The sequence below is a fragment of the Prevotella sp. S7 MS 2 genome, from assembly GCF_000762865.1.
In the GTDB taxonomy this organism is placed as follows: Bacteria; Bacteroidota; Bacteroidia; order Bacteroidales; family Bacteroidaceae; genus Prevotella.
In genome coordinates, this window is the sequence record NZ_JRPT01000002.1 from 40,460 (window position 1) to 66,430 (window position 25,971).

15 protein-coding genes are annotated in these 25,971 nt (G+C 46.5%); 8 read left to right on the forward strand and 7 right to left on the reverse strand.

The window, feature by feature from the left end; translation table 11 throughout:
• Positions 1 to 67: 67 nt before the first annotated feature.
• Positions 68 to 2,254 carry an alpha-galactosidase gene (locus tag HMPREF0671_RS00790; protein ID WP_036896179.1) on the reverse strand — a complete coding sequence of 729 codons (2,187 nt, stop codon included), beginning with the start codon at positions 2,252 to 2,254 and terminating at the stop codon, positions 68 to 70.
• A gap of 345 nt (positions 2,255 to 2,599) precedes the next feature.
• On the opposite strand from HMPREF0671_RS00790, the gene HMPREF0671_RS00795 reads away from it, so the two are divergent.
• The 7 genes from HMPREF0671_RS00795 (at position 2,600) to HMPREF0671_RS00825 (ending at position 14,755) form a co-directional block, all read left to right on the forward strand.
• Positions 2,600 to 4,300: a leucine-rich repeat domain-containing protein gene (locus HMPREF0671_RS00795; RefSeq protein WP_052052720.1), complete on the forward strand. Its 1,701-nt coding sequence runs from the start codon at positions 2,600 to 2,602 to the stop codon at positions 4,298 to 4,300.
• A gap of 100 nt (positions 4,301 to 4,400) precedes the next feature.
• Positions 4,401 to 5,291: a sirohydrochlorin chelatase gene (locus HMPREF0671_RS00800; protein ID WP_036896064.1), complete on the forward strand. Its 891-nt coding sequence runs from the start codon at positions 4,401 to 4,403 to the stop codon at positions 5,289 to 5,291.
• 71 nt (positions 5,292 to 5,362) lie between these two features.
• Complete coding sequence (locus HMPREF0671_RS00805) at positions 5,363 to 8,380, forward strand: SusC/RagA family TonB-linked outer membrane protein (RefSeq protein ID WP_198025875.1); 3,018 nt, start codon at positions 5,363 to 5,365, stop codon at positions 8,378 to 8,380.
• A gap of 14 nt (positions 8,381 to 8,394) precedes the next feature.
• On the forward strand, positions 8,395 to 9,789 hold the full coding sequence (locus tag HMPREF0671_RS00810) for a RagB/SusD family nutrient uptake outer membrane protein (RefSeq protein ID WP_036896068.1): 1,395 nt from the start codon (positions 8,395 to 8,397) through the stop codon (positions 9,787 to 9,789).
• 26 nt (positions 9,790 to 9,815) lie between these two features.
• The gene (locus HMPREF0671_RS00815) at positions 9,816 to 11,054 is read left to right on the forward strand and encodes a DUF4929 family protein (RefSeq protein ID WP_036896183.1); all 1,239 of its coding nucleotides are present in this window, start codon (positions 9,816 to 9,818) and stop codon (positions 11,052 to 11,054) included.
• Positions 11,055 to 11,066: 12 nt separating this feature from the next.
• Complete coding sequence (locus tag HMPREF0671_RS00820; RefSeq protein ID WP_036896070.1) at positions 11,067 to 13,886, forward strand: pitrilysin family protein; 2,820 nt, start codon at positions 11,067 to 11,069, stop codon at positions 13,884 to 13,886.
• A complete protein-coding gene (locus tag HMPREF0671_RS00825) occupies positions 13,883 to 14,755 on the forward strand; it encodes a ChaN family lipoprotein (protein WP_036896072.1) in 873 nt (290 codons plus the stop codon). Before HMPREF0671_RS00820 ends, HMPREF0671_RS00825 begins: the two co-directional genes overlap by 4 nt.
• A 140-nt stretch (positions 14,756 to 14,895) precedes the next feature.
• On the opposite strand, the gene HMPREF0671_RS00830 is transcribed toward HMPREF0671_RS00825, so the two are convergent.
• The 5 genes from HMPREF0671_RS00830 to HMPREF0671_RS00850 all read right to left on the reverse strand — a co-directional run bounded on the left by HMPREF0671_RS00830 (position 14,896) and on the right by HMPREF0671_RS00850 (position 23,899).
• Positions 14,896 to 15,660 (reverse strand): UDP-2,3-diacylglucosamine diphosphatase, encoded by a 765-nt coding sequence (locus HMPREF0671_RS00830; RefSeq protein ID WP_036896185.1) that lies wholly within the window; start codon positions 15,658 to 15,660, stop codon positions 14,896 to 14,898.
• A 13-nt stretch (positions 15,661 to 15,673) separates the two neighbouring features.
• Positions 15,674 to 15,994 carry a metal-sulfur cluster assembly factor gene (locus HMPREF0671_RS00835; RefSeq protein WP_036896074.1) on the reverse strand — a complete coding sequence of 107 codons (321 nt, stop codon included), beginning with the start codon at positions 15,992 to 15,994 and terminating at the stop codon, positions 15,674 to 15,676.
• Positions 15,995 to 16,076: 82 nt separating this feature from the next.
• A complete protein-coding gene (locus tag HMPREF0671_RS00840; protein WP_036896187.1) occupies positions 16,077 to 19,262 on the reverse strand; it encodes a S41 family peptidase in 3,186 nt (1,061 codons plus the stop codon).
• A 13-nt stretch (positions 19,263 to 19,275) separates the two neighbouring features.
• The gene (locus HMPREF0671_RS00845) at positions 19,276 to 21,624 is read right to left on the reverse strand and encodes a beta-glucosidase (protein WP_036896076.1); all 2,349 of its coding nucleotides are present in this window, start codon (positions 21,622 to 21,624) and stop codon (positions 19,276 to 19,278) included.
• On the reverse strand, positions 21,614 to 23,899 hold the full coding sequence (locus HMPREF0671_RS00850) for a GH92 family glycosyl hydrolase (RefSeq protein WP_036896078.1): 2,286 nt from the start codon (positions 23,897 to 23,899) through the stop codon (positions 21,614 to 21,616). Before HMPREF0671_RS00850 ends, HMPREF0671_RS00845 begins: the two co-directional genes overlap by 11 nt.
• A 352-nt stretch (positions 23,900 to 24,251) precedes the next feature.
• On the opposite strand from HMPREF0671_RS00850, the gene HMPREF0671_RS00855 reads away from it, so the two are divergent.
• Entirely contained in the window at positions 24,252 to 25,211 is a 960-nt protein-coding gene (locus HMPREF0671_RS00855) for a transporter (protein WP_036896080.1), read from the forward strand.
• Between the two features lie 41 nt (positions 25,212 to 25,252).
• Here HMPREF0671_RS00855 and HMPREF0671_RS00860 read toward each other — a convergent pair whose 3' ends face one another.
• Entirely contained in the window at positions 25,253 to 25,840 is a 588-nt protein-coding gene (locus tag HMPREF0671_RS00860) for an HAD family hydrolase (RefSeq protein WP_036896082.1), read from the reverse strand.
• Between the last annotated feature and the right edge of the window lie 131 nt (positions 25,841 to 25,971).

The window sequence follows — 25,971 nt, forward strand, 5'->3', positions numbered from 1 at the left end:
CAGGCTTAGCATTCGCCAGACTGCCCCCGGTTTGTGATAGATATAGCCCATCAGGCTATTAAAGAATTTATTCTGCGCTGAGTTCTATGACTCTACTACGCATGTCGCCGGCCGTAAAAGCATGGAGACCTACGTTCATTAAGAAGTCGCCCGAATAGACGTTGCCGTTCTCCGGCAACGAACTTTTGGCTCCGGGCATTAGGTTGATTTCCTCTATCCGGTACCTCTTAACCGGGTCTAAGCCTTGAAGTTTCACCGTCACCAACTTCTCTTCATAGCGTGGATGGATGTCGTAGCTGAACAACACAGCCTTGTTCTTCGCCTCATTCACATAGTTTACAGCCATATGGTTGCCCTCGTAGGGCGATACCAAACGATATTGTGCCCCATCCATAATTGCTGGTTGCAAGCGGTTCCAATTCTTCACAGCTCCTTGACAGAATGCCAACTCATCAGCACTCAGGTGTTGTAAACCTATATCAAAACCGAGTTTACACATCGAAGCCACATCGGTGCGAAACTTGACACTGGCACGTTTATTCCAGTCGGTGACGTGTGCACACATCGCTTTGACCGGATAGAACTGCGAAAATCCCCACTGTATATATAGACGTTCAACCGGATCGGTATCGTCTGAACACCAAAATTCTGAGAAATACTTCAATGCTTCGTAGTCATTACGGCCACCACCACCCGAACAAAGCATCAACGTGACGTTGGGATACTTGGCTCTTACTCGGTCACAAACCTTATATAGGCCACGCACATAGTCCACGTAAAGGTTGTTTTGATTCTTGGTGTAGTGCGAGAATATATTGGTAATAGGCGAGTTGCAGTCCCACTTAAAGAAAGCAACATCGGGATTTTCTGTCATGATACGGTCTATAACACCGAACACATGGTCTTGAACCTTCGGATTACTGAGGTCAAGTACCAATTGATGACGGTAATAATAAGGTTCACGGTTGGGCTGTGTAAAAGCCCAATCGGGGTGTTTCTCAAAGAGTTCGCTTTTGGGATTGACCATCTCCGGTTCTATCCAGATACCGAACTTAACCCCTGTTTCCTTGGCCGCTTTGACCAAAGCAGGGACACCACCGGGCAACTTGCTACGGTTAACTTCCCAATCACCCAAGCCAGCACGGTCGTCATTACGCGGATATTTATTGGCAAACCAGCCGTCATCGAGTAAGAACAAGTCTACACCCAAAGTCTTAGCCTCTTTCATCAGAGCTGCCAATTTCTCTTGGTCAAAACTGAAATAGGTATTCTCCCAGTTGTTGAGCAGACTCATACGTGGCTCCTGGCCTTTATGAAGTTGATATTGACGTGCCCAATTATGCAAGTTCCGACTGCCTTGCCCCACACCGTTGGTACTCAAAGTGAAGATGAATTCGGGAGTCTTAAACGTCGTCTTGGGTTGCAACTCATATTCCGAAGCATACGGATTGATACCTGATATAACACGCAAGACACCGGAGTTGTCTATCTCAAAAGTAAAGCGGAAGTTACCTGTCCAGCCCAATGTACCGAGCAAAACCGTCCCATGGCGCTCGTTGGCAGGTTCGTCTAGCCCTACTTCGAAGAGTGGTTGCATGAACATATTAGCACGTGTGCCGAGTTTAGTATCTATTACTTTCTTACCGGGCAAAAGCTGTTGTGTAGCCTGTTGCGCCTCTTTAGCCCAGTCGCTGCTAAACTGTGTCAAATAGTATTTGTTATTGTTGAGATACAACATGGCCGAAGCATACTGTTGCATCTTGATGCTTCGTTTCTCTTCATGGCGTATCTCGGCCCACTGTTTGATGACATTCTCCTTGGGATAAGCCACATAGTGCAACGTCACATAGACCGGATACTTGTTATCTTTCAGATTGAAGATATACTCCGTTCCACCTTTTACACTCTTCTCTGTGGCCGACTGGAAATACAAATACGTTGTGGCGTTGCCATCGGCATGCATAATACCCAAAGCCGGCTCATAATAATCCTCTGCTCCAGAACACTGATAAGCTTCCCAACCATCCACATTTGTCGCACCAACACGCCCTGCTCCCACTCGATAAGAGATTTTGGAAGCCTCGTCGGCAAACTTCAATTTCTTACCAAGATAGGTCTGATAGAGTCGTCCATTGTCTCCTACCTGCAACACAAGGTCGGTTTCGTCTGTACTGACTCGATAAGTCTTGTTGTCGGCAGCCATAGCTGTCGACATACTCATCAAGGCTATAAAGCCCAACAAGAGTTTCTTCATATATTTATATTTGTTTTTCATTTTGCTGATAAATGGTATGCGCCGTTTAAACGATAGTTAGAAAAACCATCACAAAGATAAGAAGTTTGTTGAAATAAAGTAAACTCAAATAGAGTTTAAAATCATTTTAATACTGTCTATCAACACATAATAACCAAGAGCCACTACAATACCTAAAACAGATAATAGAAGACACATAAGGCATCACTTAAATCATCGTTTTTAGGTATTGTAACCCTTGTAAAACACTGTTAATTTTGCATTGATATTTTGGAAGCATCCAAATGCATACAGATAAATAGTAATATTTAAAATCAAATTTACACACAATTAATTCAAAAGATTATGAACAAGTCCTCTATTGTAGCTGGTTTCATGGCTATTTTATCTTCGGTTGTTTTGCTCTCTTGCAGCAAAGACGATATCAAACCGGGAAATGTGGAAGCAGGACAACCACAGAATCTAACGTCGTGCATCAAAGAAGAGGTGGCCTTAATTCGCCAAATTGCAGCAGCCAATAATATTGAAGCCGATTTCAAATCAGATAATCCTACAGAATGGGAGCGCAAAAATCTGACCATCGTATGGGAAGAAACTAAAGGCACCACAGGCTCTTCTATCTATCGTGTCAAGGAGTTGCGTAGCGGAAAAAGCAAAGATGGTGGTATCAAGTCGCTGGTACTCAACGATGAAAAGAATAATTTCCAACACCTACAGCGTATCGTCCTCAACTCGGCAGCATTGAAAGAGGTGAACTTGGCACATGCTCCGGCATTGCGAACATTGCTTATTGACGGTACGAGCACAGGCGCTACAGCTTTACAAAAAATCTCTTTACACGACCTAGCTGTACTCGATTCTCTGGAGTTGCAGAACCTTTTGGCGCTCGAAACGACCAGCGAAGACAACGGATTCAACATCTACGTGAACTATAACTATCCGAAATTATCTTACCTACACATCAAGAACACGGGTATTAAAAACCTGACTGTTGACCCCGAAAATCCTCTGAAAGAACTAAAGTTGGAAGATAATAAGATGTTGACGACACTTACACTTGCCACCACAAAGCTGGAAAACCTCTCGTTTGAAGCTAAGGATTATCCTGTATTGGAAAGTTTAAACCTTAGAAAATTAGACAAAAACTCAAGCAACACTGTCAATATTGCCGGTCTAACCAAGCTTACCTATACTAACATCAACAATTGTGAGTCAGTAAAAGGTATCAACGTTGACAATTGTAATAATCTGAAAGAGTTGACCGTATGCAACTGTAACCTGAAAGGAGAGACCTGTAAACTTGGCAATTTACCTAATCTCAAAGTACTCGACTTGAATGGTAACCAAATAGAAAGCATTGACCTTTCGGCCTTGAAGAGTGTAACCAACCTAAAATTAGCACACAACAACCTAGCTTCTAGCGACCAATTCAAGTTGCCGAAAATGGTAATCGACCTTGAATTACAAGGCAACGAGAAACTGGTAAAAGCAGATTTCACACCTTATAAGCAGATAGAATTGATTAATCTGAAAGGTACTAAGAAAGGAGCGGAAAGCTACAATAAAGATACTCCTAATCCACTATCAGAGATTAATCTGAAAGGTCTTACCAATCTGAAACGTCTCATTGCTACCAACAACTCTTTGAAATCAATCTTTGATGGTACCGAGGTATTCGAGAAACTAGAGGCATTGGAAGTAGAATTCAACGGCATAGACCCTATTGGAATGATGAATATAGCCAAAGCCATTGAGGATATTGGAGTAAGAGTTTCAGCCAATTTCCAGACCTATGAAGCGACACTCAACGGCAGAACTATTGACTATACGACCGTAGCTAGTTATCTAGACGATAAAAGAGATGAATTAGAAGTAACCGTCAAAGATCAAGATAGTAAAGAGGTATCGACCGATTGCTACGATTTGAAAGACGGTCTGCTGACTTTCAAAAAGCCCGGTACATATAAATTATACGTTGGCGGATTCAGGAGAGTGGTTGATGGTATGTATACAACATTAGATTCCAAGGTCTTTACAGTCAAATAATTGAGAACTGAAATATATAATCAGCGGAAATCAACATCAATAAAAAGAAACGGGAGAAAGTCCCCGACTTTCTCCCATCAAATTACATTTTTTATATATAATGAACACAAAAACAAGATTACTGACTACACTCTTCCTCTGTGTATCCATATTCTGCCAAGCCAAAAAGGCGTTGCTAGTCATCGCACATGGCTCACCTAATCCTACATGGAACAAACCGGCGCTTGACTTAGAAAGCAGAGTAAGCGACACACTCAAGGCTCGTGGCATCAAAGACTTCGCTATTGTGCGCACGGCTTTGATGGAGTATACACACCCAAACATAAGTGAAGTGGTGAAAGACTTGGAACGTGAGCAAGTGGATACCATCTTCGCCATGCCCATATTCATCTGTCCTTCATCGCATACAGAAGAGGATATACCCAATCTTCTCGGCCATAAATACAACTCATATATAAGAGAAGGATTGGTAGAAGAGCATGCAGAGTTTGTCAAGACCCGCATCCCTATCACCATGGGGCCGACCTTTATGTTCAGCGATGTGTGCGAAAAGATTACACTTCACAACGTACAACAACTCTCAAAGAATCCTAAAGACGAGGCACTCATCATCCTTGCACACGGCGACGAAGCCTATATGCCCTTTTGGAAAGAACTGATAGAAAGTATAGATAGTAAGGTACGACGCGGTATGGGCTTCGATTACAGCAACCATGCATTCGTAGAAATGGGACAAGAGTTTGTAAAAGACGCACTGCCTATCATCAAAGAAGCTGCCAAACACAAGAAACGCATCATCTTACAAGGCGTGTATCTCACTTCAGGCATCAAAGGAATGGCACAACGTTTCGGCTTAATTAAGGCTGTAGATGAAGCATTAGCCGGTCAAAATGTAGAAGTGGTATATGGCGATAAAGGCTTATTACCCGATGGAGCTGGCGAAGTGAGCGGGTGGATAGTAGACTGTGCTCAGCAATGGTTGGATAGATAAACATATCAAAGATGACATTCTATCATATTCTACAATCCTTCGTGTGGGGCGGTTGTGTACTGTTTGGCAGTATGCAACCATTACCGTTGCAGGCCATTCATACCGTACAACAGAGTTCTACCGATGTATTACGCGGTAAAGTGACCGACTCACAAGGTGGCGAACTACCCGGAGTGACGGTCAAAGTAGAAGGTACTCGCCGAGTGACAGTGACCGATGCGCAAGGCAACTATACGCTCAATGTACGTCCGGGTGAAACCGTACGCTTCTCATACTTAGGCATGAAGGGTCAAAGCTTCAAGTATCGACGGCAGGCAAGAGCCAATATCTCGATGCAAGAAGACGACAACATGCTGAACGAAGTGTCGGTTAAGGCTCGCACCAACATCAATGCCATCGATGTAAGAGCACGTGCCGGCGTGGTAGACCAAGTGAATATGAAGCTTGTCACAGAGAAACCCAGCATCGATATGGGGCTGGCTTTACAAGGAGCAGTGCCGGGATTGCTCGTCATGAATACCGGAGAGCTGGGCAAAACACCCGAATTACGCATTCGTGGAAACTCTTCCTTGCGACGCGGAAACGTCTCCAACGAACCGCTCTATGTGCTTGATGGTAAGATTATCACAGCCGAAACGTTCTACAATCTGAATCCGATGGACATCAGCGAGATGAAGGTTTTGAAAGACGCGGTGGCCTGTGCTCTCTACGGAGTCAAGGCAGCCAACGGTGTCATAGAGATTACATCGAAGCGTGGAAACTCCGAAGGAACCACCATCAACTATAACTTCAATATGGGTATTACGACTCGTGGACGGCGCGGTCTAAAACTCATGGAGACATCAGAAAAACTGGAACTGGAGCGCTTGATGCGTAATCCGGCTGCTCCGGGCTATCGTTACAGTGCCGATTATTATAACAGATATGAGTCTGACAACCCCAACAAGGCACAACTAATAGCCGAAGGTGAGAAGCTATTAAACAACCTCCGACAGACCAATACCGACTGGTTCAAAGAATTACTACGCAATAGTATCTACACCAGACATACGATAAGCATGCGCGGAGGAAATGAGGAAAGTTCATACTTCGCTTCGTTCAACTACACCAAACAGGGCGGAAGAATCAAAGGAAATGACAAAGAGCACATCGGAGTGAGCCTAAACTTGGATAAAACCTTGGGCAAGATAGGTTACGCCATGATTAGTATGAACGGCTCATATGCCAAAGTAAATACTCCGGTGGGAACTTCCAACGACCCCACACAGTTGGTTTACGACCTCAACCCATACGAGTCACCTGCCAGTGGGAAACTATATTCCTATCCCGGACGTACATTCTCCGACCTATTCAATCAATATCAAGAGAAGTCATCCGACAAATCTGTGGGCGTAAGTCTGAACCTCTCGCTCACACCAATCAAGGGATTGGACATCGAATACGTCGGTGGTATCGACTATTTGTTGGATGAAAGCAATAAGTTTACGCCGGGTTCGTCGTATTCGGAACGCAATAGTGGCGTGGCGGAATATCAACGTGGTATTCTGCAACGTGCCAAAAACACCACCACCAACATTTCTTCCAATCTACGTGTAACATACGAAAAGACTTTCAACGAGAAGCATAGCGTGACCGTCGGAGCCAACTTTGACTACTATCGGTCTATTTATGACAATATCGGAACGATAGGCTACGGTGTCGGTGACATCAATTCCACATCGGCCATCAACCATTCCATCACAGGAGTACGTCGCGAACGCACATCGGGAAAGAAAGACCGCAATGCCCAAATAGGCGCCGGCTTGTTGGCAAGTTACACCTATAGCGACCTCTACGACGCATACGCATCATACAAAAGAGACGGTTCGTCCATCCTTCCAGCCGATAAACGCTGGAATAATGCATGGGCTGTAGGCTTGGGGTGGACTCCTTCAAACTACAATTTCCTCAAAGGCAACAAGCTATTGACACGCCTGAACCTTCGCACATCGTATGGTGTGATAGCCAATCTGAACGGAGTTTCAGCCTCATCTACAGTCGCCACATTCTCATATTTGGAATCCAGCTACGAGAATCAGCGCCAACTATCGCTCATCAGCCTGTTTAATGAGAACCTGAAACCCGAAGTTACCAAGTCGTTCGACGTGATGTTGACGACTGAACTCATGAAACGCTTGACGCTGAATATCAACTTATACAAGCGCAGAACGGAACAAGCGCTGCTCGATGTGCCCATCCCAACCTCCACAGGATTCAATACTTTGAAGCGCAACATCGGCATTTTAGACAACAACGGTATTGAGGCTTCGGCCAATTGGAGAGTATTGCAGCTCCCCGACTGGTCGCTATCGCTCTTCGGAAGCTTGGCTTACAATAATAATAAGGTGATAGATCTCTACTATGCACACGAGATTTACACCTCAGACGACGCCATTGTGCCCGACTACGAAGTAGGAAAATCCTACGATATGATATATGGTCCGCGCTCATTAGGCATCAATCCACTGACCGGTTATCCTGTTTTCTCAACCCCAAATGGCGAGAAACAGGCCAGCGAACCATTGACCCGCGAAGATGTAGTGGCCTTGGGACACTCCACACCGCCCTACTCTGGCAGCTTCGGAATGAACCTTGGATACAAGTCTTTTGAATTAGATATGAACTTCTACTATAATTTTGGTGGTAAGAAACAGTTCAACTACACCTATGTACGCAACTACGACCACGTGAAAAAGAATGCTGCTTCGGGCCAGATAGACAACATGTGGTTCAAGAGTGGCGATGAGAATAAGATTTATCCGACACCATTCTGGACCTCGGCTGTGGCCGAAGACAACCTCAGCCGTTTTGCCAATTCACGTACACTCGGCAACAGTAACTTCATCAGACTGTCGATGTTATCGCTCCGTTATCGCATTCCGGGCAACCTACTCAAGCGCAATCTGCCTTTCATAAGGTTTGCCTCAGTGGCACTGCAGGCTTCCAACCTGTTTAATTGGACCTCTTATAGCGAGTCAGACCCCGAAAGTGGAACCCTAGCCGGTACACTTCAACCGGTCTATACACTAAATGTAAATCTTACATTTTGATACTTTTCAATTTCATGAAAATGACTTTCAAATACCTATCACATCTCCTAATGGCAGTCCTATGTGGCACTTTGCTCACTGCTTGCACCATCAATATACCGCCGGCCGATGAATATAGCGACCCGGATGCTATCTCTGGACTGAAGCAAGCACGCTCTTTGCTTGCTTCAACTTACGCCCTCTACCCCCATTGCGAGTTCGAATTGTCGGTTATGGGAGAAGACTTTATGCCCACAAACTATACCAATAAGGATATTAGCAAGCAGAACCTATACTCGTGGAAGGACAGTGAGATAACCACAATGGCCGAAAATCTGTGGTTACAATTCTACAACACCATCGCTTCGTGCAACACCTTGCTCGAACGAGTAGAGAAGATTGAGGTGACAAACGATAATGACAAGTTCTCGAAAACAGCTATTATAAGCGAGGCAAAGACGCTAAAAGCACTCTGTTACTTCAAGCTTCTACAGCTATACGCCCCCGCTTACGACCGCAACCCACAAGCCGACGGTATCATTTTAACCGATAAAGTGGGACTCAAATTCCCCAAACGTTCGTCAATTGCCACTTGTACCGACAGCATCCGCGCCTTGTTAACTCAAGCAACCGGCGTTAACAACGTCCCCACGGCAAACGGTTGGTTGTCAAGGAAAGCCGCCATCTATCTGCAAGCAGAGGTGGAACTCTATGCCGAAAACTATAGTAAGGCTGTCCAACTGGCCGAAGACATCATCAAAGACTGCTCTACCGACATGTTCACACAGGGCGGAATAGAAAGCCTTTGGACTACAACTAGCAACAAGAACCGCATCTTTGCATTTTACAACGACGGTAGTTACTACACCAGCATACAATTTGGAGCTGCCAATGGAGATTATTTCGCAGTGAATCCAAACATATCTTTCACTCCCGAAGACCATCGAACAAGCAGCTATGTGCTTACTTTCAACATGGATGGAACCCCGCGAACGCTGCTGGGCAAGTACAATAAGAATCTGAAAGCAGGCACCGATAATCGCTACATAGACATGATGCGTCCGGCAGGAGCCTATTTTATTGCTGCCGAGAGCTATGCTCAATTGGGGCAAAATGCCAAAGCTATCTCCACCATCAATGCTTATCTCAATGCCGTCAAAGCTACTCCACTCACAGAAACGCTCACCGGTGAAACACTCATTGACGCAATCCTGCAAGAGAAACAGAAAGAGTTTGTAGGCGAAGGACAAGGATTTCTCGACTTGAAACGCCTCCACAAACGCTCCATTCACCGGGGTAGCGCCTTCAACAAGGGCATTATCTCTACCATCAAAGCCGACGATTACCGTTGGACATTCCCCATTCCGCGTTCTGAATATCGCTATAACGAGAATGTGACACAGAACGAGGGATGGCCACTGAATCGATAATTAAAAACGAATTTAAAATCAATAATATGAAACAGATTATTTCTTTGACGTTATCACTTCTTGCTTTCGTGCTCGCAACCGTATCATGTAGCAGCAACGAGGACAATGGATATCAAGGCAAAAACTACGTACAACTATCGACAACTGTAGACCCTTCGATGACAGAAAACAGCACCGAAGGCATCACGGTAAATTTGATGGCTACCTCGACCGTCGAGAAAGACGTCACCATCAAACTACAATTGGTTAACAACGACGACGGTGTACTAAAACTCAATAGTAATGTCGTAACGATGAAAGCAGGTACTAAGACGGCTCAGGTCACCATCTCGTCGAACCAGAAGAATCTCCTCAACGAGCAGCGTACAGTCGTACTGAAGGCCGCGGAGTTCTCCGATGCCAACATGGTGGCGCAGGGCGACCTCTCCATAACGGTACGCCCGAATCCCGCACTCCCCGTATTGACCGCCGAACAGATAAAACTTATCGACGGCTATCGTGCCAAGTACGGTATTAATCTGAACAATATCCTTGGCACGGTCAACTGCAAAGTAGAGGCAAAATCGCCCACCGACGAGGTTGGCGTGTACACCGATGCCGAGACAAAGACCTTCGAGGGCGTCACCGTCATCACCTTGAGCGAGGCCTCTACAGCCGATACACCGGTGCTTAAGATGACCGACAACCCCCTCGGACTCACCGCCTTCCTCGGCAACTGGCTCCATAAGGAGACCGATGAGAACGAGTTTTGGCAAGATGTATCGACCGCTTATCCCCACATGTTCAAGGCTATCGGCTTTGATAAAGCCAAAGAAACCTTCACCGCCACACTCGATGGCATCGCCATTAACCTAAAGGATAAGACCATCAGCTTTACAAGTAAGATCAAGGATAAGTACGACGAAGACATCACCACCGTTCCTTTCAGTTTCACATACACGGCTTGGGACCGCTGGAAAAAGATGAGCGACGAGGGCAAGAGCATTCAGACACCCAATGGAACCGACGAATCCGGCAACGTAAACGCATGGACTACACAGACCGTTAAAGAACTCATTGGCAACGGAATCACGCTCATGCCCGGTTATTTCTTGTTCAAGAGTACCATTGATAAAGACGACTGGGGAGAAACGCCCAGCAACTGGGTGGCTCCGAAAGGTACCATCGACTTCGGCAACGGAAACATGATCTACCGGTTTGCATTAGACCATGAGACAGCCTCCGGATACACACAATTCACCGTAACATATACTTTTAATCACTAATCCAAGTGTTGAATGAGATTAAAACTTCGATACTTGGCAGTTTGGGCATTGGTGGGAACTAGTATTCCTATCAATGCCTTTGCTGTTGATAAGCCCATCAATTTCCCTAAAACATGTATAGAGGGTAGACTAGACAATGGTCTACGCTATATCGTCATGCCCAATCAAGCTCCTCAAAACTGCGTAGAACTGCGCTTGGTATTGCGAGTTGGCTCCATGCAGCAGTCGGCTATGCAGGGCGGAACGGCTCATTTTTTGGAACACATGGCCTTTGCCGGAAGCAAGCAATACCCCAGATTAAGCATGATAGACAGCCTTGAGACGTTGGGAATGCAATACGGTCGCGACATCAACGCCATGACCGGGTTCGATAAAACCTACTACATGCTCACCGTTCCTGTAAAGGATAGGCAATCTTCTACGCTTTCTCGTACCTTGGGGATGCTTAAAGAGTGGCTCTGCAACCTCACTTTTACCGATGAATACATACAAAAAGAACGTGGCATCATACTCGAAGAGCTACGCCAATACGACATTTACGACCCCTTCTACGACCTGAAAATGGGCAACAACGTGTATCGCCGGAAGCTCCCACTAGGCAGTATAGACGACATACAAAAAGTTACCAAGGCCGATTTGCTTGACTTTTACCATCGTTGGTATACTCCCCAACTAGCTGCCATCGTCGCTGTAGGCAATCTAGATGCCCTCAAAACCGTGCAAACCATCCAACAATTATTTGGCGGAATACAACCCAGAAAGTTGCGAGGGTATCAAGTCTATCCTTTCAAACACGATAAAGGCATCTCCATATCCACGATGCTTGACACGCTCAAGAAAGGCGAGCAACTGGAAGTAATGGTGCCTCACGCCACCGTCATCAGCAAAACCATCACCTCTACTACACAGAAGCTACGAGGTCGCATGCTCATATCAGCTCTGAACAAACGCGCTTCATGGATGCAAGGCAGCGTAGATTTTTCCGACGCATGGTATCTGGCCGATAAAAACTTCTTCACCTTGTCGCTACAAGGTAGCAACAAACGCGAGTTATTACAGCGTTTAGAGCGAGTCGTAGCCTGCCTCCGACACACCTGTCAACAGGGTTTTTCGGAAGAAGAGATGGCACTGCTCATCTCCGAATCTACCAAGCATTTGGCATCAATCGATAGCGAACAGAGTTCGGAAGCATGGTGCGAGGACTTCACCGACTACTTGATAGCCGGCGACCGCAAACTCTCTACACCGGAGGATGTGGAACTTGTGCGCGAGCAACTGGCCAAGACCACCGCGCAACAATTACAGACCATCTTAACAGAATGGTTAAAGGCAGCCGACCAAACCAAACTCGTAAGCTATGTACAACGTAGCGGCCATTCGCTCACCAAGCAAGAGATAGCTGGCATTTGGCATTGTGCGAAAAACCAAAAGGTCGAACCCTACGTCTACACACCGCACGTCGAATCGGTCGAAGAAGTCAAGCCTACCCCGGAATGTCTTGCCAAGAAGTACGTATTTGCCCCATTGGCTATCGCCAAAGAAACTCACTATCCACAAACCAACACTTATGATATCGTGTTGAAAAACGGATTACGACTCGTACTAAGGCCTACTCGCGATGAGAGTGGCATTTTCACGATAGAAGGATTCGGGCGTGGAGGCACGGCCGACTTGCCCGATAGCACTTATCACCAATATGCCGGAACGGCTGGATACATCGATATGGGCGGTTTAGCCAAGGTACCTTATGAGCAGTTATCTGACTATATGGCACAGAGCGGACTATCATTGGGCGTGAATATCGCTTCTTATTGGCACGGTTTTATAGGCAATGCCCCGACAACAAAAGCCCAAGAGATGTTGAATCTTATCAAAGAGAAGACTCATCACCCGGAAGTTAATGAAACTGAATTCAACGAGACCAAGGCCGAGGAAGTGGCTTCGTTCGGAACCACTACACCCTTACAGATGCTACTGAAACAGGATGCCAACCGCATGCTTACCAATCTTAGAGACTCAATAATGGGCGATGCTCCGTCCATGATACGCCCACGCCAGACTTGCCAAGACTTGGAACGCCAAGACATTCACCACATGACGGCTTACTTCAAATCGCTTTATGCCGATCCGGCACAGCTCACAATAGTCATCGCAGGCGATTTCGATGCCGACAGTATGAAGCAAGTGACCGCAGCCACATTGGGCAGTCTGCAATCTCATAATATCCCCACAGTTTATCGCGAAGTGAGAAACGTCTTACCAAACCAACGGGCTACTCACGTCATAGATAGCCATGGTGACGAGCAAACCACGCTCCATATTCTGCTAAGTGGCAACTATGAACCATCATTACGCACCACACTTACGCTCAAACTGATGCGCGAACTCCTGCAAAAGCAGCTTATTGACATCGTACGTCGCCGAGAAAACCTCACCTACTCGCCTTTCACCGACTTAGCTTATCACGGTATAGACGGCCATTCTTACTACTTCGACCTCATCTTGACACTCGATGAAGCCAACGTAGGTAAGGCAGAGAAACTCATACAGGGCATCTTGACCGACCTACAGACACACAAAGTAAAGGCTGAGACACTGGAGAATATCAAGCGTTCGTTCCGCATGACCAAGGCTAAAACGCTGACCGATGATGCCACCGGAGCATGGCGTGGAGAGATTGTTGGCCGACTCAAGAACGGCGAATCGCTAGCCGATTTCGAAAACTACGACGAATTACTGTCGTCTATCACACCCGACGACGTGCTCCAAGCATTCAAACGATACATCCATCAAAAGACAATAACAATTCTAAAACTCAAAGGAAAATCATGAAAAAGAAATATTTACTGCTCTTACTATTGGTAATGCCCCTGTTGACAATGGCCAAATCCGACTTGAAAGCATTCACACTGGTCGACAACGCAGGCCACGAAGTCCCATTCCAAGAGATGATAAAGCAAGCTTCCAAGAGCGATGTCGTCTTCGTAGGCGAAATGCACAACTGCCCTATCACCCACTGGCTGGAACTCAAAATAGCCGAAGCACTCTATGCCAAGCACAAAGACAACTTGATGTTGGGGGCAGAGATGTACGAGGCAGACAACCAACTCATCATGGACGAATACCTGAATGGCAACATCAAATACGAGCAGTTCACCGATGAAATGCGTCTATGGCCAAACTATGAGACCGACTACGAGCCGGTATTCTCGTTCGCCGAAGAAAACCATCTACGATTTATTGCCACCAACGTACCGCGCCGTTATGCCAACGTGGTGAAGTATCATGGCCTTGATTACCTCGATAGCCTGAGTGCAGATGCCAAGAAATATCTCCCTCCGTTGCCTATCCCCTTTACGATGGAAGGCAAAAGTACGGCCGCATTCTCGCTCATGGCATCTATCCATGGTAAGAAAGACGACCCCATACGCATGCACATGGCACAAGCATTAAAGGATGCCACGATGGCTTGGAACATCTCAAAGAACATCGGACGTCACCATTTCCTACATTTCAATGGTAGCTATCACACAGCTGGAAAGACGGGTATTATAGACTATCTCAACCGTTATCGTCCCGAAACAACTATCACCACCATCATGGCAGTGAAACAAGAGGAGATTGATAAACTCGATAGTGCGTATCAAAATCAGGCCGATTACTACATCATCGTGCCACAAGACATGAGCACTTCGTACTAAATCATATTGCTGCAGGGCTTTGGCAGCAATGCTGCAAAAGCCCTGCAGCAATACTGCCGAACCTAGACAGCAAAGTTGCCTCGCCCCTGCACCAACCTATTGAAAGCTTTTTAAAGAGGTAAAACAAAAAAAAGAGAGACTCAAGGTTGAGTCTCTCCTTCTATATATTGTTCCATAAACATGTGCTCACCATCAAACACTGCGTAGGTAAACTGCCATATCCAATCACCCAAAATCATCATCCGAGCCTTCTTGCTAAGCATCAAGTCGAGTTCTATATGGCGATGGCCGTAAAGGAAATAGTCTATGTCGGCGTGCGTCTTCATGTACTCTTTGGTGAAAAGAACGAGATATTCCTTGTGCTCACCCATATAAGGAGCCTCCTTACCATCGGCTCTTTTCAACCTACTATGCTTGGCCCAATTAAGCCCAAGAGCCATTCCCCAACGCGGATGGATGGCACATAGCAGGCGTTGACAGGTGTGGTTGTGGAATACTTTACGCAAGAATTTGAACTTATTATCGGGATCTCCGAGTCCATCTCCATGTGCCAAGAAGAACACTTTGCCGTATATCTCGGTGGTTAAAGGCTTGGTATGCACAATGAGACCACACTCTTCTGCCAAATAACCATACGTCCAAATGTCGTGATTACCGGTAAAGAAGTGTACTTCCACGCCATTATCAGTCAGCTCGCTCAGCTTCCCAAGGAAACGTGTATAGCCTTTTGGAACCACATAACGGTATTCGTTCCAGAAGTCAAACATGTCTCCGAGCAGGTAGATAGCCGATGCCTTGTCCTTAATACTGTCAAGGAAACGCACCAGCCGACGCTCTTGCGTACGACCATGCTCTATGGCTAGCGATCCCAAATGGGCGTCTGAAAGGAAGTATACATTCTTCATGGGCATGCAAATTTTAGTCGAAACCGAGTTCCACGCGAGCTTCTTCGCTCATCATACTTTGGTCCCAAGCAGGTTCAAACACCAGATTCACACTGCTGGATACCACTCCTTCGACGCTATCTATCTTTGTTCTAACGTCCTCAAGAATGAAATCGGCAGCCGGACATGAGGGTGATGTGAAGGTCATATCAACCTCCACATTACCATCTTCTTGCACATCTACTTTGTAAATCATGCCTAAATCCCAGATATTCACAGGTATTTCAGGATCGTAGACGGTCTTCAACACGTCCACGATACGCTCTTCTATTGCTATTTTTTGTTCTTGTGTCATTGCTAAGTCTATTAATACACCTTCTTAACCACGTTCTTTTTACAAAGATAACGTTTTCGATGAATCCCACAAAGGATTCGTCTTATTTCTTCAACATCAACTCTACGGCACGTTTCAGTTGTTCATCGTTTCCCTGTAGATAGTCTTCAGGAGTGTTATATACCTTTATATCGGGCTGCAAAGTGTTGTTTTCGCCATACACACCATGCATATCCCGACAGCCAACTTGCGGGATTCCGAACACCATTTGGTTGTCCATGAGTCGCTCCCACCACACAGCTGTCATCGTACCTGCTACAGGTGTGCCGATAATCTTGCCTATTCCGAGAGTCTTATAGACGAATGGGAAACCATGACCATTGCTGTAATCGTCTTCACAAACCATAACACAAGATGGTTTTACCCACTTGTTCCAAGGGTCGTATCCAATGAATTGGCCACGCGGAACGAAGCTTTGATACTGCTTACCCGACAGTAATGTGCACAAATCGTCGTGTAACCAACCACCTCCATTGTGTCTTTCGTCGACGATGACGGCCTCTTTCTGTCGATTCTTATCGCTCAACAACTCACTGAATACAGTGCGATAACTCTCGCTATTCATCGCTTTCACATGCACATAAGCCAATCGTCCGCCCGAAAGACTGTCTACAATAGCACGGTTACGATCCACCCAACGCTTGTAAAGGAGCTCATCTTGCTGCGATTTAGAGATGGGACGAACGGTCACATCAAACGATTTGCCACCATTGTTGACCGTTACTCGTACCGGTTTTCCGGCCTTTCCATCGAGCAACATATCGTAGGCTTTACCTGCTTCTATCCTCTGTCCATCGATAGCTTCGATGATACTACCACGCTGAACCTTTGTATTCTTCACGGCAAATGGGCCACGTTTGATGACTTCATCGACTTTCAGACCATCTCCAGTGTACGTTTGGTCGAAGAAAAGCCCCAATACAGCCGTCTTCAACTTGGCTCCATCGGGATAGAAACGAGCGCCGGTATGCGAAGCATTCAGCTCGCCCAGCATCTCGCTAAGCATGTCTCGGAAGTCGTAACGGTTGTTGATATAAGGTAAGAAACGCTCGTAGGTGGCGCGATAACCAACCCAATCTACTCCATGCAGATTAGTATCGTAGAATTTATCCTTCACTTGTTGCCATACATGGTCAAACAAATACTGTCTCTCTTTATAGGGTTGATAGTTGAATCGAGCCTCAAAACCGATAGCAGAAGAACTCTTCTTTGCCACATCAAACTTCTTAATGGTAGAGTTGCACAGGTAGATATTCTTGAAATCTTTATCAGCTTGCATACCGCCACGGCCTATATTCTTCTCTACTATCTCTGTTTTACCATCACGGATCATATGACGCCACAGGTCGTAACCACCTTCAAAAGCGGCTTGATAGTACAACGTATCGCCACCGGGACTAAGAATTGCGTCACCCATGTGGGAAGAATTGACCGTCAATCTAACCACTCTGTCGCGACAATTATCAAGATCAAACTTCAAAGGTTCCACCTTCTTAGACTTCTTCTCGTCTTTCTTGGCATCGTCTTTTTTATCTTTCTTCTTCGCTTCATCAAAGAGTCCTTTCTCTTCTTTGGTCATCTTGAACTGCTCGTAAGCATCCAAATCGAAGAACATCAAGTAGGCATCCGACTCCGAACCCCAACTTCCATGGCTACGGAAACCGGCTCTATCACTCTGGAAGAGCATGGCTTTACCACCCAATACCCACTTGGCATCACCGTCGTTGTAACCGCTTTCGGTAATATCATGGATTTCTCCGGAACCTGAAGCTGCCACCAGTGCGATGTCACTGTTGTTCCATCCGCCGGTACCAATGTAACTACTGAGCAACCATTTACTATCCGGACTCCACTCAAACCACTGGTCGCCGTCACTATAAGAGTACATATACTTACCGTCCATGAGCGTACGCAGGGCGTGACTCTTCACATCTACCGCCCTCAATGTGGTGCGATTCTCCAGATAGGCCACCGATTTACCATCGGGACTATAGCGAGGTTGGAACGAAGTTTGGTCGCTCTTAACCAACTGTTCTTCCTCTATCTCGGTGGCATAAGTGAAGAGCTTCTCTTCCTTTTTCTTAATGGTAGACTGGTAAATCTGCCACAATCCACCACGCTCAGAGGCGTAAACAATGCTTCGACCGTCCGGTGCGAAGTCAATACTACGTTCCTGTTCAGGCGTATTGGTGATTTGTTTAGTCGTCTTATATTCCACAGAAGTGACGTATACATCGCCATGTAGCACGAAAGCAATTTCCTTTCCACCGGGCGAGACTGCTATTTCCGTCGCACCACGTGTCAAGGTCTGCCGGTCAAGATCGATGTCGTTACGGTCGGACACCACTGTTACAGCCACCTTTTTAGGCTGTTGTCCCTCACGAAGGGTGTAAATCTCACCGTCGTAACCATAGCACAACATGCCATCGTTGCTACGCGATAAGAATCTCACGGGGTTACCCCTATAACTTGTCAGTTGCTGTTTTCCACTGCCATCTAAATTCCGTCGGTACACATTAAAAGTTCCGCTCTCCTCACTTAAATAATAATAGGTGTCGCCACTACCCCATACAGGATTGCGGTCTTCACCATTAAAAGAGGTCAATTTGCTGTATTTACCCTCTCGCTTTACCCATATATCGCGCGTAATAGGCGATGTATGATGCTTTCTCCAAAGATCTTCATAGCCTTTTTGGTCATGATAAAGAACGTCGCCACGGCTATTGATGCTCACATCGCACATCGTTAGCTCGGAGAAGAGCGTCGGTCTAGCCATGCCTTCGGTACTCACTTGATATACTTGAGGGAATGAACCGCTTGCAAAGATAATAGATTTAGAGGTCGGCATCAAGCTTGTTGAGTACAATACATGCATACCATCGCTGAACGCCATCGGTATTTCGTCGCCGCTATTATAGGTCAATCGCGTCGGCACACCGCCGTCTTTACCCACTACATATACGTCAAGACTGCCCTCACGACTTGATGCAAAGGCTATTTTTTGGCCGTCCGGACTCCATACAGGGTATGAGTCGTAAGCCGAATTGGTTGTTATCTGACGTGCACTTCCACCCGTCGTGGGCACCGTAAAGATGTCGCCTTTATACGAGAACGCAATGGTTTGTCCATCAGGAGAGATACGACTATAACGCATCCACAATGGGTTGGTTTGAGCCGAAGCCCATAGCGATGAGGCCAAAGCCACAGCCAAGAATAGTTGTCTTTTCATATTTGCCATTTATTTATTCCTTCACTTCTATGCTACCTTTTAATAATATATTGTCAGAAGAGCTACCCACGAGCACATCGAAACGCCCCGGTTCCACACGATGCTGCATGTTTCGGTCTACAATAGAGAGGTCGTCTTGGTCTACAACGAAACAAAAATGCTTGGTCTCACCCTTCTTGATCATTGCACGTTCAAAGTGTTTGAGCTGCTTAATGGGCTGAACGGTCGACGCAACCTCATCATGTAAATAGAGCTGAGCCACTTCTTCACCGTCCCGACTACCTGTGTTGGTCACGTCAAAACTTACTTCAAATTGCTGATTTCCCATCGACTTAACAGCCAGATTGCTGTATTTGAAAGTGGTATAGCTCAATCCGTAGCCAAAAGCATAGAGCGGACGAGCCGACATTTCAACATAGTTATGGGTTTCAGGAGCCTTCTTATTATAATAAACCGGCAATTGTCCTACCGCAGCAGGAACGCTCACGGGAAGTCGACCGGCTGGATTGTAATCGCCAAAGAGCACATCGGCAATGGCACGACCGCCTTCTTGACCGGGATAATAAGCGGTCAATAGGGCATCGGCATGCTCTGCCGACCATGTCTTATCAAGCGGACGGCCTTCGATATATACCACTACTAGTGGCTTACCCGTGGCACGCAGTGCACTAAGCAACTCGTTTTGGCGTCCCAACAGCGATAAGGTAGCACGATCGAACCCTTCTCCACAGTCCATATCGCTTAGACTTTTGCTGTCGCTCACTGCTGCTCCGGTCTCTTTATAGCTTGTCTTAAAGTCGCGAGCACTAGACCCTCCGACCACAGCCACGACCACATCGGCACGCCGCGCAGCCGCCACCGCCTCGTCTATATGTACATCTACGGTGTCACGCACGCCACAACCTTTCACGTATTCCACTTTTCCGACACCTATTTTCTGTCTGATTCCATCGAGTACAGTCTTCACATTACCCTCAGCTTGCGGTGCCGTGTAGTCGCCCAACTGATTGTAATCATTATCCGCATTAGGCCCTACGACAGCCACACGCATGGTCTTCGACAGCGGCAACGTGTTGTGTTTATTCTCCAACAGTGTCACAGCAGCCTGCGCCACCCGATAAGCCACATCCATATTCTCGGCCGTCCTCACTTCCTTGGTAGCCTGTTTCGGATCTACATACGGATGTTCAAAGAGCCCCATCTCAAACTTCATGCGCAGCACTTGAGCCACAGCAGAGTCGATAAGAGCCTCATCTACCATCTTCTTTTGGCAAGCATCGACCAGTGGTTGATATGCCAACGCGCCTAAATCTACATCTACTCCGGCTTTCAAAGCCATGACTCCGGCTTCTTGACGAGTCTCCGCCACGTGGTGAGTCTGCCAAATACCATCGATACTATACAAGTCTGACACCACGAAACCGCGAAATTTCCAATCTTGTCGCAGCACTTTCTTCAAGAAATAATCGTTTGCCGTACAGGGAATACCATCGAGCGAGTTGTACGAAGTCATCACCGATAGGGCGCCGGCATCAATGGCTCTCTTGAATGGTGGGAGGAAATTCTCTTGTATCTCACGCATTCCGAGGAACGTAGGATTACCATTCTGCCCACCCTCTGTCGTTCCATAACCGATGAAATGCTTCAATGTTGCTAGCGTAGCATAGGGATTTGAAAGGTTTCCACCGCCCAGTCCGCGTACCATTGCAGCCCCTATTTCGCCCGAAAGCGTAGGGTCTTCGCCCATCGTTTCTTCCACTCTGCTCCATCGAGGGTCACGACTCAGGTCGAGCACAGGGCCATAACTGATGTGTCCACCCTGCAAACGTATCTCCTTGGCAATCACCTTTCCGGCTGCTTCTATGAGCATCGGACTCCACGTGGCAGCCATTCCAAAACCCGTAGGGAATACAGTCGTGCCGATAGCCATGTGTCCATGGGGAGCCTCTTCTGCCAAAAATAGTGGAATACCAAGCCGTGATTTCTCCATCACATACTTCTGCATGGCATTGCCGGCCTTGGCAGCCAACTCCGGATTCAAGCCGTTTGAGAGTGATTTACGAGTCCAAGGGTCGGCACGATAGGTACCCCACAGCATGCCCACATGCTCTTGTCCCACTTCTTTTTCAAACAAGGCTGAAGGCACAACCTTCTTGCCTTGTATATCATAATAGTTCCAAGCCAGCGTACAACGCAACTGCCCTACTTTCTCTTCGAGTGTCATGCGCGACAGCAAATCGCTCACACGCACACTGATAGGTAGATTAGCTTGTTGATAAGGGAATTTCTTTTGGGCAGCCATAGCGTTCCCTGCCATGCAGAGCGACACCACGGCACAAAGTAGTCTGTCTCTATTTTTCATTTTTGTTAGGTTTACTTACAGAGTACGGAGCGTCTACCTGTTGCGTTCCACGTTGCTTGTTAGGAGTAGCCGACATCGTGAATCGGATATTACCACCATTCATTAAGTCGGCATGGCGCAGGTAGTTATGTGTGTAATTTTGCCCATTCAACAGCATAGAATTGATATAAGGCTCATGACTGTCGGCCTGAATTCTCATCGTTTTTCCATTTTCTAGGTGCAGTGTCATATCGGTAAAGTAGGGTGTACCGAGCACATACTCGTTGCTACCGGGGCATACCGGATAGAAGCCCATGGCCGAGAAGACATACCAAGCAGACGTCTGACCGTTGTCTTCGTCGCCACAATAGCCATCGGGAGCTGCTGTATAGAGTTTGTCCATAGTCGTGCGTACCCACTTCTGAGCCTTCCATGGCTGCCCACTATAGTTGTAGAGGTAAATCATGTGTTGGATGGGCTGGTTGCCATGTGCATAGTTTCCCATGTTCATAATCTGCATTTCGCGAATCTCATGAATTACCTGACCGTAGTAACTATCATCGAACACGGGTGGAAGATTGAACACAGAGTCCATCATTTCATTGAATATCTGCTTGCCACCCATGAGATTAATAAGTCCTTGAGGGTCGTGGAATACCGACCAAGTGTAGTGCCAACTGTTGCCTTCTGTGAATGCATCGCCCCACTTCAGAGGGTTGAAAGGCGACTGAAACTTACCGTTCTGCAAACGCCCACGCATCAATCGGCTCTCTCGGTCAAACACATTCCGATAGTTCATAGCACGCTGTCGGTACACTTTCAACTCGCGTTCCGACTTACCTAAAGCCTTACCCAGCTGATAGATACACCAGTCATCGTAAGCATACTCCAACGTACGAGCCACGTTCTCATTGATTTTCACGTCGTAAGGCACGTAACCCAACTTGTTATAATATTCCCAACCGAGTCGGCCGGTAGACGATACGGTGGGATGAACAGCTTGTGTCCCGTGTACAACTGCTTCCCAAAGGGTCTCCACATCGTATCCACGAAGCCCTTTCAAGTAAGCATCAGCCACCACCGAAGCGGAGTTGTTGCCCACCATACAACCACGATGACCGGGGCTGGCCCATTCCGGTAAGAAACCACTTTCTTTATAAGCATTCACCAATCCGGCCTGCATCTTCGTGCTTTGTGACGGATACATCAGGTTCAGCAAGGGGAAAAGGCTACGGAAGGTATCCCAGAAACCGGTGTCGGTAAACATATATCCGGGCAACACCTTGCCGTTATAAGGACTGTAGTGCACTGGTTTTCCATCACCATCCAACTCGTAAAAACTGCGTGGGAAGAGCAACGAACGATACAAACAAGAATAGAATGTGCGCAGATGGTCGGTAGACGACTCATCGCCAACCTCTATCCTACCCAGCATATCATTCCACTGCTGACGACCTTGTGCTTTCAGTTGCGCCATATTCTTACCGTCCAACTCACGTAGATTACGCTCGGCCTGCTTTTCACTGATAAACGACGAAGCCACGCGTACGCCTACTTTCTCGCCTCGTTTGGTACTAAATGTGACGATAGCACCAGCATGATTACAGCTAGCTTCGGTCTCTCCGTTCAACAACTCGCCATCCTTAGCGATGAGATATTGACTGATAGGATGGTCAAACACCATCACAAAGTAGTTCTTGAAATTATCGGGCACACCGCCACTGTTGCGGGTTGAGTAGCCTACTATCTTATTCTCGCTCGGTATCACGCGCACCTTCGACCCCTTATCAAAGGCATCGATGACCACGTTTGCCTGATCGGTAGCAGGGAAAGTGAACTCCATCAAAGCTGCACGCTCTGTCGGTGACAATTCGGCCGTCACGTCGTAATCGGCCAAATACACCTTATAAGCATAGGGAGTGGCCTCTTCCGACTTATGAGAGAACCAACTGGCGCGTTTCTCTTCGTCGAATATGGGATTGCCAACGGTAGGCATCAACGAGAACTGGCCGTAATCATTGATCCACGGACTGGGCTGATGTGTCTGCTTCAAACCACGGATTTGGTATGCCGTATAGCTGTATTGCCATCCATCACCCATCTTTCCGGTCTGCGGAGTCCAAAAGTTCATACCCCAAGGCATGGCTATAGCAGGATATGTATTACCTGTAGAAAGTTTGAATTCTGATTGTGTACCCACAAGTACACTCACATAATCGACAGCATTTTTTACTCCTACCGCATGTGAAGCAAAAGTAAACAACGCCGCGAAAATCGCTGCGATTATTCGTTTCATCTAATATTTAGGTTTGATTGATAATTGTTACTTGCAAAGATAATCATAAAAAATGAGAGTAAAAACGAATAAAGCGAAAGAAAAACAAAGCAAAAACAAGGAATCGTAAGTGAAGAGATAAAGAAACTATCTTGGCTATCATAGATATACAACTCGTCTACTTGTCTGCTCGTTCACTTATCTGTCATCTGGCTGCAAAGGCTTGGCAGCGTCGCTGCCTCTGCCTTGCAACATTATTGTCTGCACTTTGCAGCATTGCTGTTTGGCTTTTGCAGCAAAACAGGCATGCTATATTTTGCCATGCCACAGGAATATATTACTTTTGTATAGTTACAATTTAACACGCCGATTTATGGCTTTTCTCGCTTTTATCAAGAAATGGACACTGCTCTGTGCCATCGTTTTTGGTTCTTTGGTCTACCTTTTGTTCTCCCAAGTTCCGATGCTCCAGCCCTTTGGGAACATCGTTGGACCACACTTGGTAGACGTCATGCCGATACTTATCTTCCTCATTCTGTACGTCACTTTCTGCAAGATAAGGATGGATGATTTTCGTCCTCACAAGTGGCATTTTTGGTTACAAGGCATCAGGACGGTCTTATCTGCATTGGTAGTATTGGCAATTCTCCACATCAAAGACCCAGAGCAAAAGATTTTATTCGAAGGAATTTTTATCTGCGTCATCTGTCCTACGGCCGCAGCTGCAGCCGTTATCACCGAGAAGCTAGGCGGTAGTATCGCTTCCATGACCGTTTATACCATCATAGCCAATTGCTTTACATCGGTTATTATACCGCTTTTCTTCCCTATGATAGAACGAGCTGCCAACATCACCTTTATGTTTGCCTTCTTCATGGTGCTGAAACGAGTGGTCATGGTACTTGTTGTTCCACTGTGTTTGGCACTGCTTACACGCCGATATTTGCCCAAAGTAGCCGGTTGGTTCAAACGTCGTAAGAACTTGGCTTTCTATATTTGGAGTATCAACCTATCCATATTGATGGGCTTCACGCTCAAGACGATGCTTCACGCACAACTCTCTACCCACATGCTTCTGCTCATGTTGATACTTCCGCTCTTCATCAGTCTGGCGCTCTTCGGTATCGGTAAGTTCGTCGGACACCAATATGGAGACAGCATCAGTGGCGGACAAGCACTCGGACAAAAGAACACTATCGTGGGAATATGGCTTACCATCACGTTCTTAAACCCCTTGGCGGTCATCGCACCATGTGCCTACATGATATGGCAGAACATCATCAACACGTGGCAACTGTGGTATAAAGAAAAATACGGAATACTAAAATGGTAGATTATACAGGTATAGTCGGTCGGCAAAGGCGGTGACAACGACTATACCAAATGGCCTTCATCGGCCCAAGCCAACATCTCTCGGTCGCCTCGGCTATCGCCATAAGCGGTAAGGTGAAAGGAGTTTCGGGCAGGCAACACGGCTTTCAGACGCTCTACTTTCTCTGCCCCGTAACAGTTTTTACTGCTAAAGAAGCCGGTCAACAGACCATCCTTAACCTCTATCTGCGTGCCTAATACCGTCACATCCAAGCCCTCTTCGGCCAAGAAAGGAGCTACCCAATTGTCCACACTCGCACTGACTACATACACATCGGCACCGTCTTGTAATGCCCGACGAAGGATATTAAGCATCGAAGGGCGCAAGACTTGACGGCGCTCATGGGCGTATCGACGGCAGAGGCGGTCGAACTCGTCTAGCAAAACACCTCGAAAAAAATGGGCAAACACCTTCTGTTTCGCTTTATAATTAGGGTATAGATGTAGCTTCATCAACACCAATAGCGGACTATAAAGCAAAAATCCTAGTAGGAAACGGCCTGTTCCACAGGTGAAACGTATAAAATCGATGAGCGTATCTCGTGTGGTCAAAGTGCCATCAAAGTCGAAAGCGAAGATATGTTTCATGATTTATTGATTTTTAGAAGGAGTTATAGAATTAACAGGAGTTATGGAGTTAAAGTAGTTAAGCCAATAGCAAATAAACATATGACATAACTCCGTTGAGCAACACGAAACATAACTCCCATTAACTCCATAAC

Bases quoted from the DNA above. Each gene is read 5' to 3' on its own strand.
- HMPREF0671_RS00800 (WP_036896064.1), top strand. From the start codon at position 4,401: ATGAACACAAAAACAAGATTACTGACTACACTCTTCCTCTGTGTATCC.
- HMPREF0671_RS00825 (WP_036896072.1), top strand. From the start codon at position 13,883: ATGAAAAAGAAATATTTACTGCTCTTACTATTGGTAATGCCCCTGTTG.
- HMPREF0671_RS00820 (WP_036896070.1), top strand. From the start codon at position 11,067: ATGAGATTAAAACTTCGATACTTGGCAGTTTGGGCATTGGTGGGAACT.
- HMPREF0671_RS00850 (WP_036896078.1), bottom strand. From the start codon at position 23,899: ATGAAACGAATAATCGCAGCGATTTTCGCGGCGTTGTTTACTTTTGCT.
- HMPREF0671_RS00805 (WP_198025875.1), top strand. From the start codon at position 5,363: ATGCAACCATTACCGTTGCAGGCCATTCATACCGTACAACAGAGTTCT.
- HMPREF0671_RS00790 (WP_036896179.1), bottom strand. From the start codon at position 2,254: ATGAAGAAACTCTTGTTGGGCTTTATAGCCTTGATGAGTATGTCGACA.
- HMPREF0671_RS00830 (WP_036896185.1), bottom strand. From the start codon at position 15,660: ATGAAGAATGTATACTTCCTTTCAGACGCCCATTTGGGATCGCTAGCC.
- HMPREF0671_RS00835 (WP_036896074.1), bottom strand. From the start codon at position 15,994: ATGACACAAGAACAAAAAATAGCAATAGAAGAGCGTATCGTGGACGTG.
- HMPREF0671_RS00810 (WP_036896068.1), top strand. From the start codon at position 8,395: ATGAAAATGACTTTCAAATACCTATCACATCTCCTAATGGCAGTCCTA.
- HMPREF0671_RS00795 (WP_052052720.1), top strand. From the start codon at position 2,600: ATGAACAAGTCCTCTATTGTAGCTGGTTTCATGGCTATTTTATCTTCG.
- HMPREF0671_RS00815 (WP_036896183.1), top strand. From the start codon at position 9,816: ATGAAACAGATTATTTCTTTGACGTTATCACTTCTTGCTTTCGTGCTC.
- HMPREF0671_RS00840 (WP_036896187.1), bottom strand. From the start codon at position 19,262: ATGAAAAGACAACTATTCTTGGCTGTGGCTTTGGCCTCATCGCTATGG.
- HMPREF0671_RS00855 (WP_036896080.1), top strand. From the start codon at position 24,252: ATGGCTTTTCTCGCTTTTATCAAGAAATGGACACTGCTCTGTGCCATC.
- HMPREF0671_RS00845 (WP_036896076.1), bottom strand. From the start codon at position 21,624: ATGAAAAATAGAGACAGACTACTTTGTGCCGTGGTGTCGCTCTGCATG.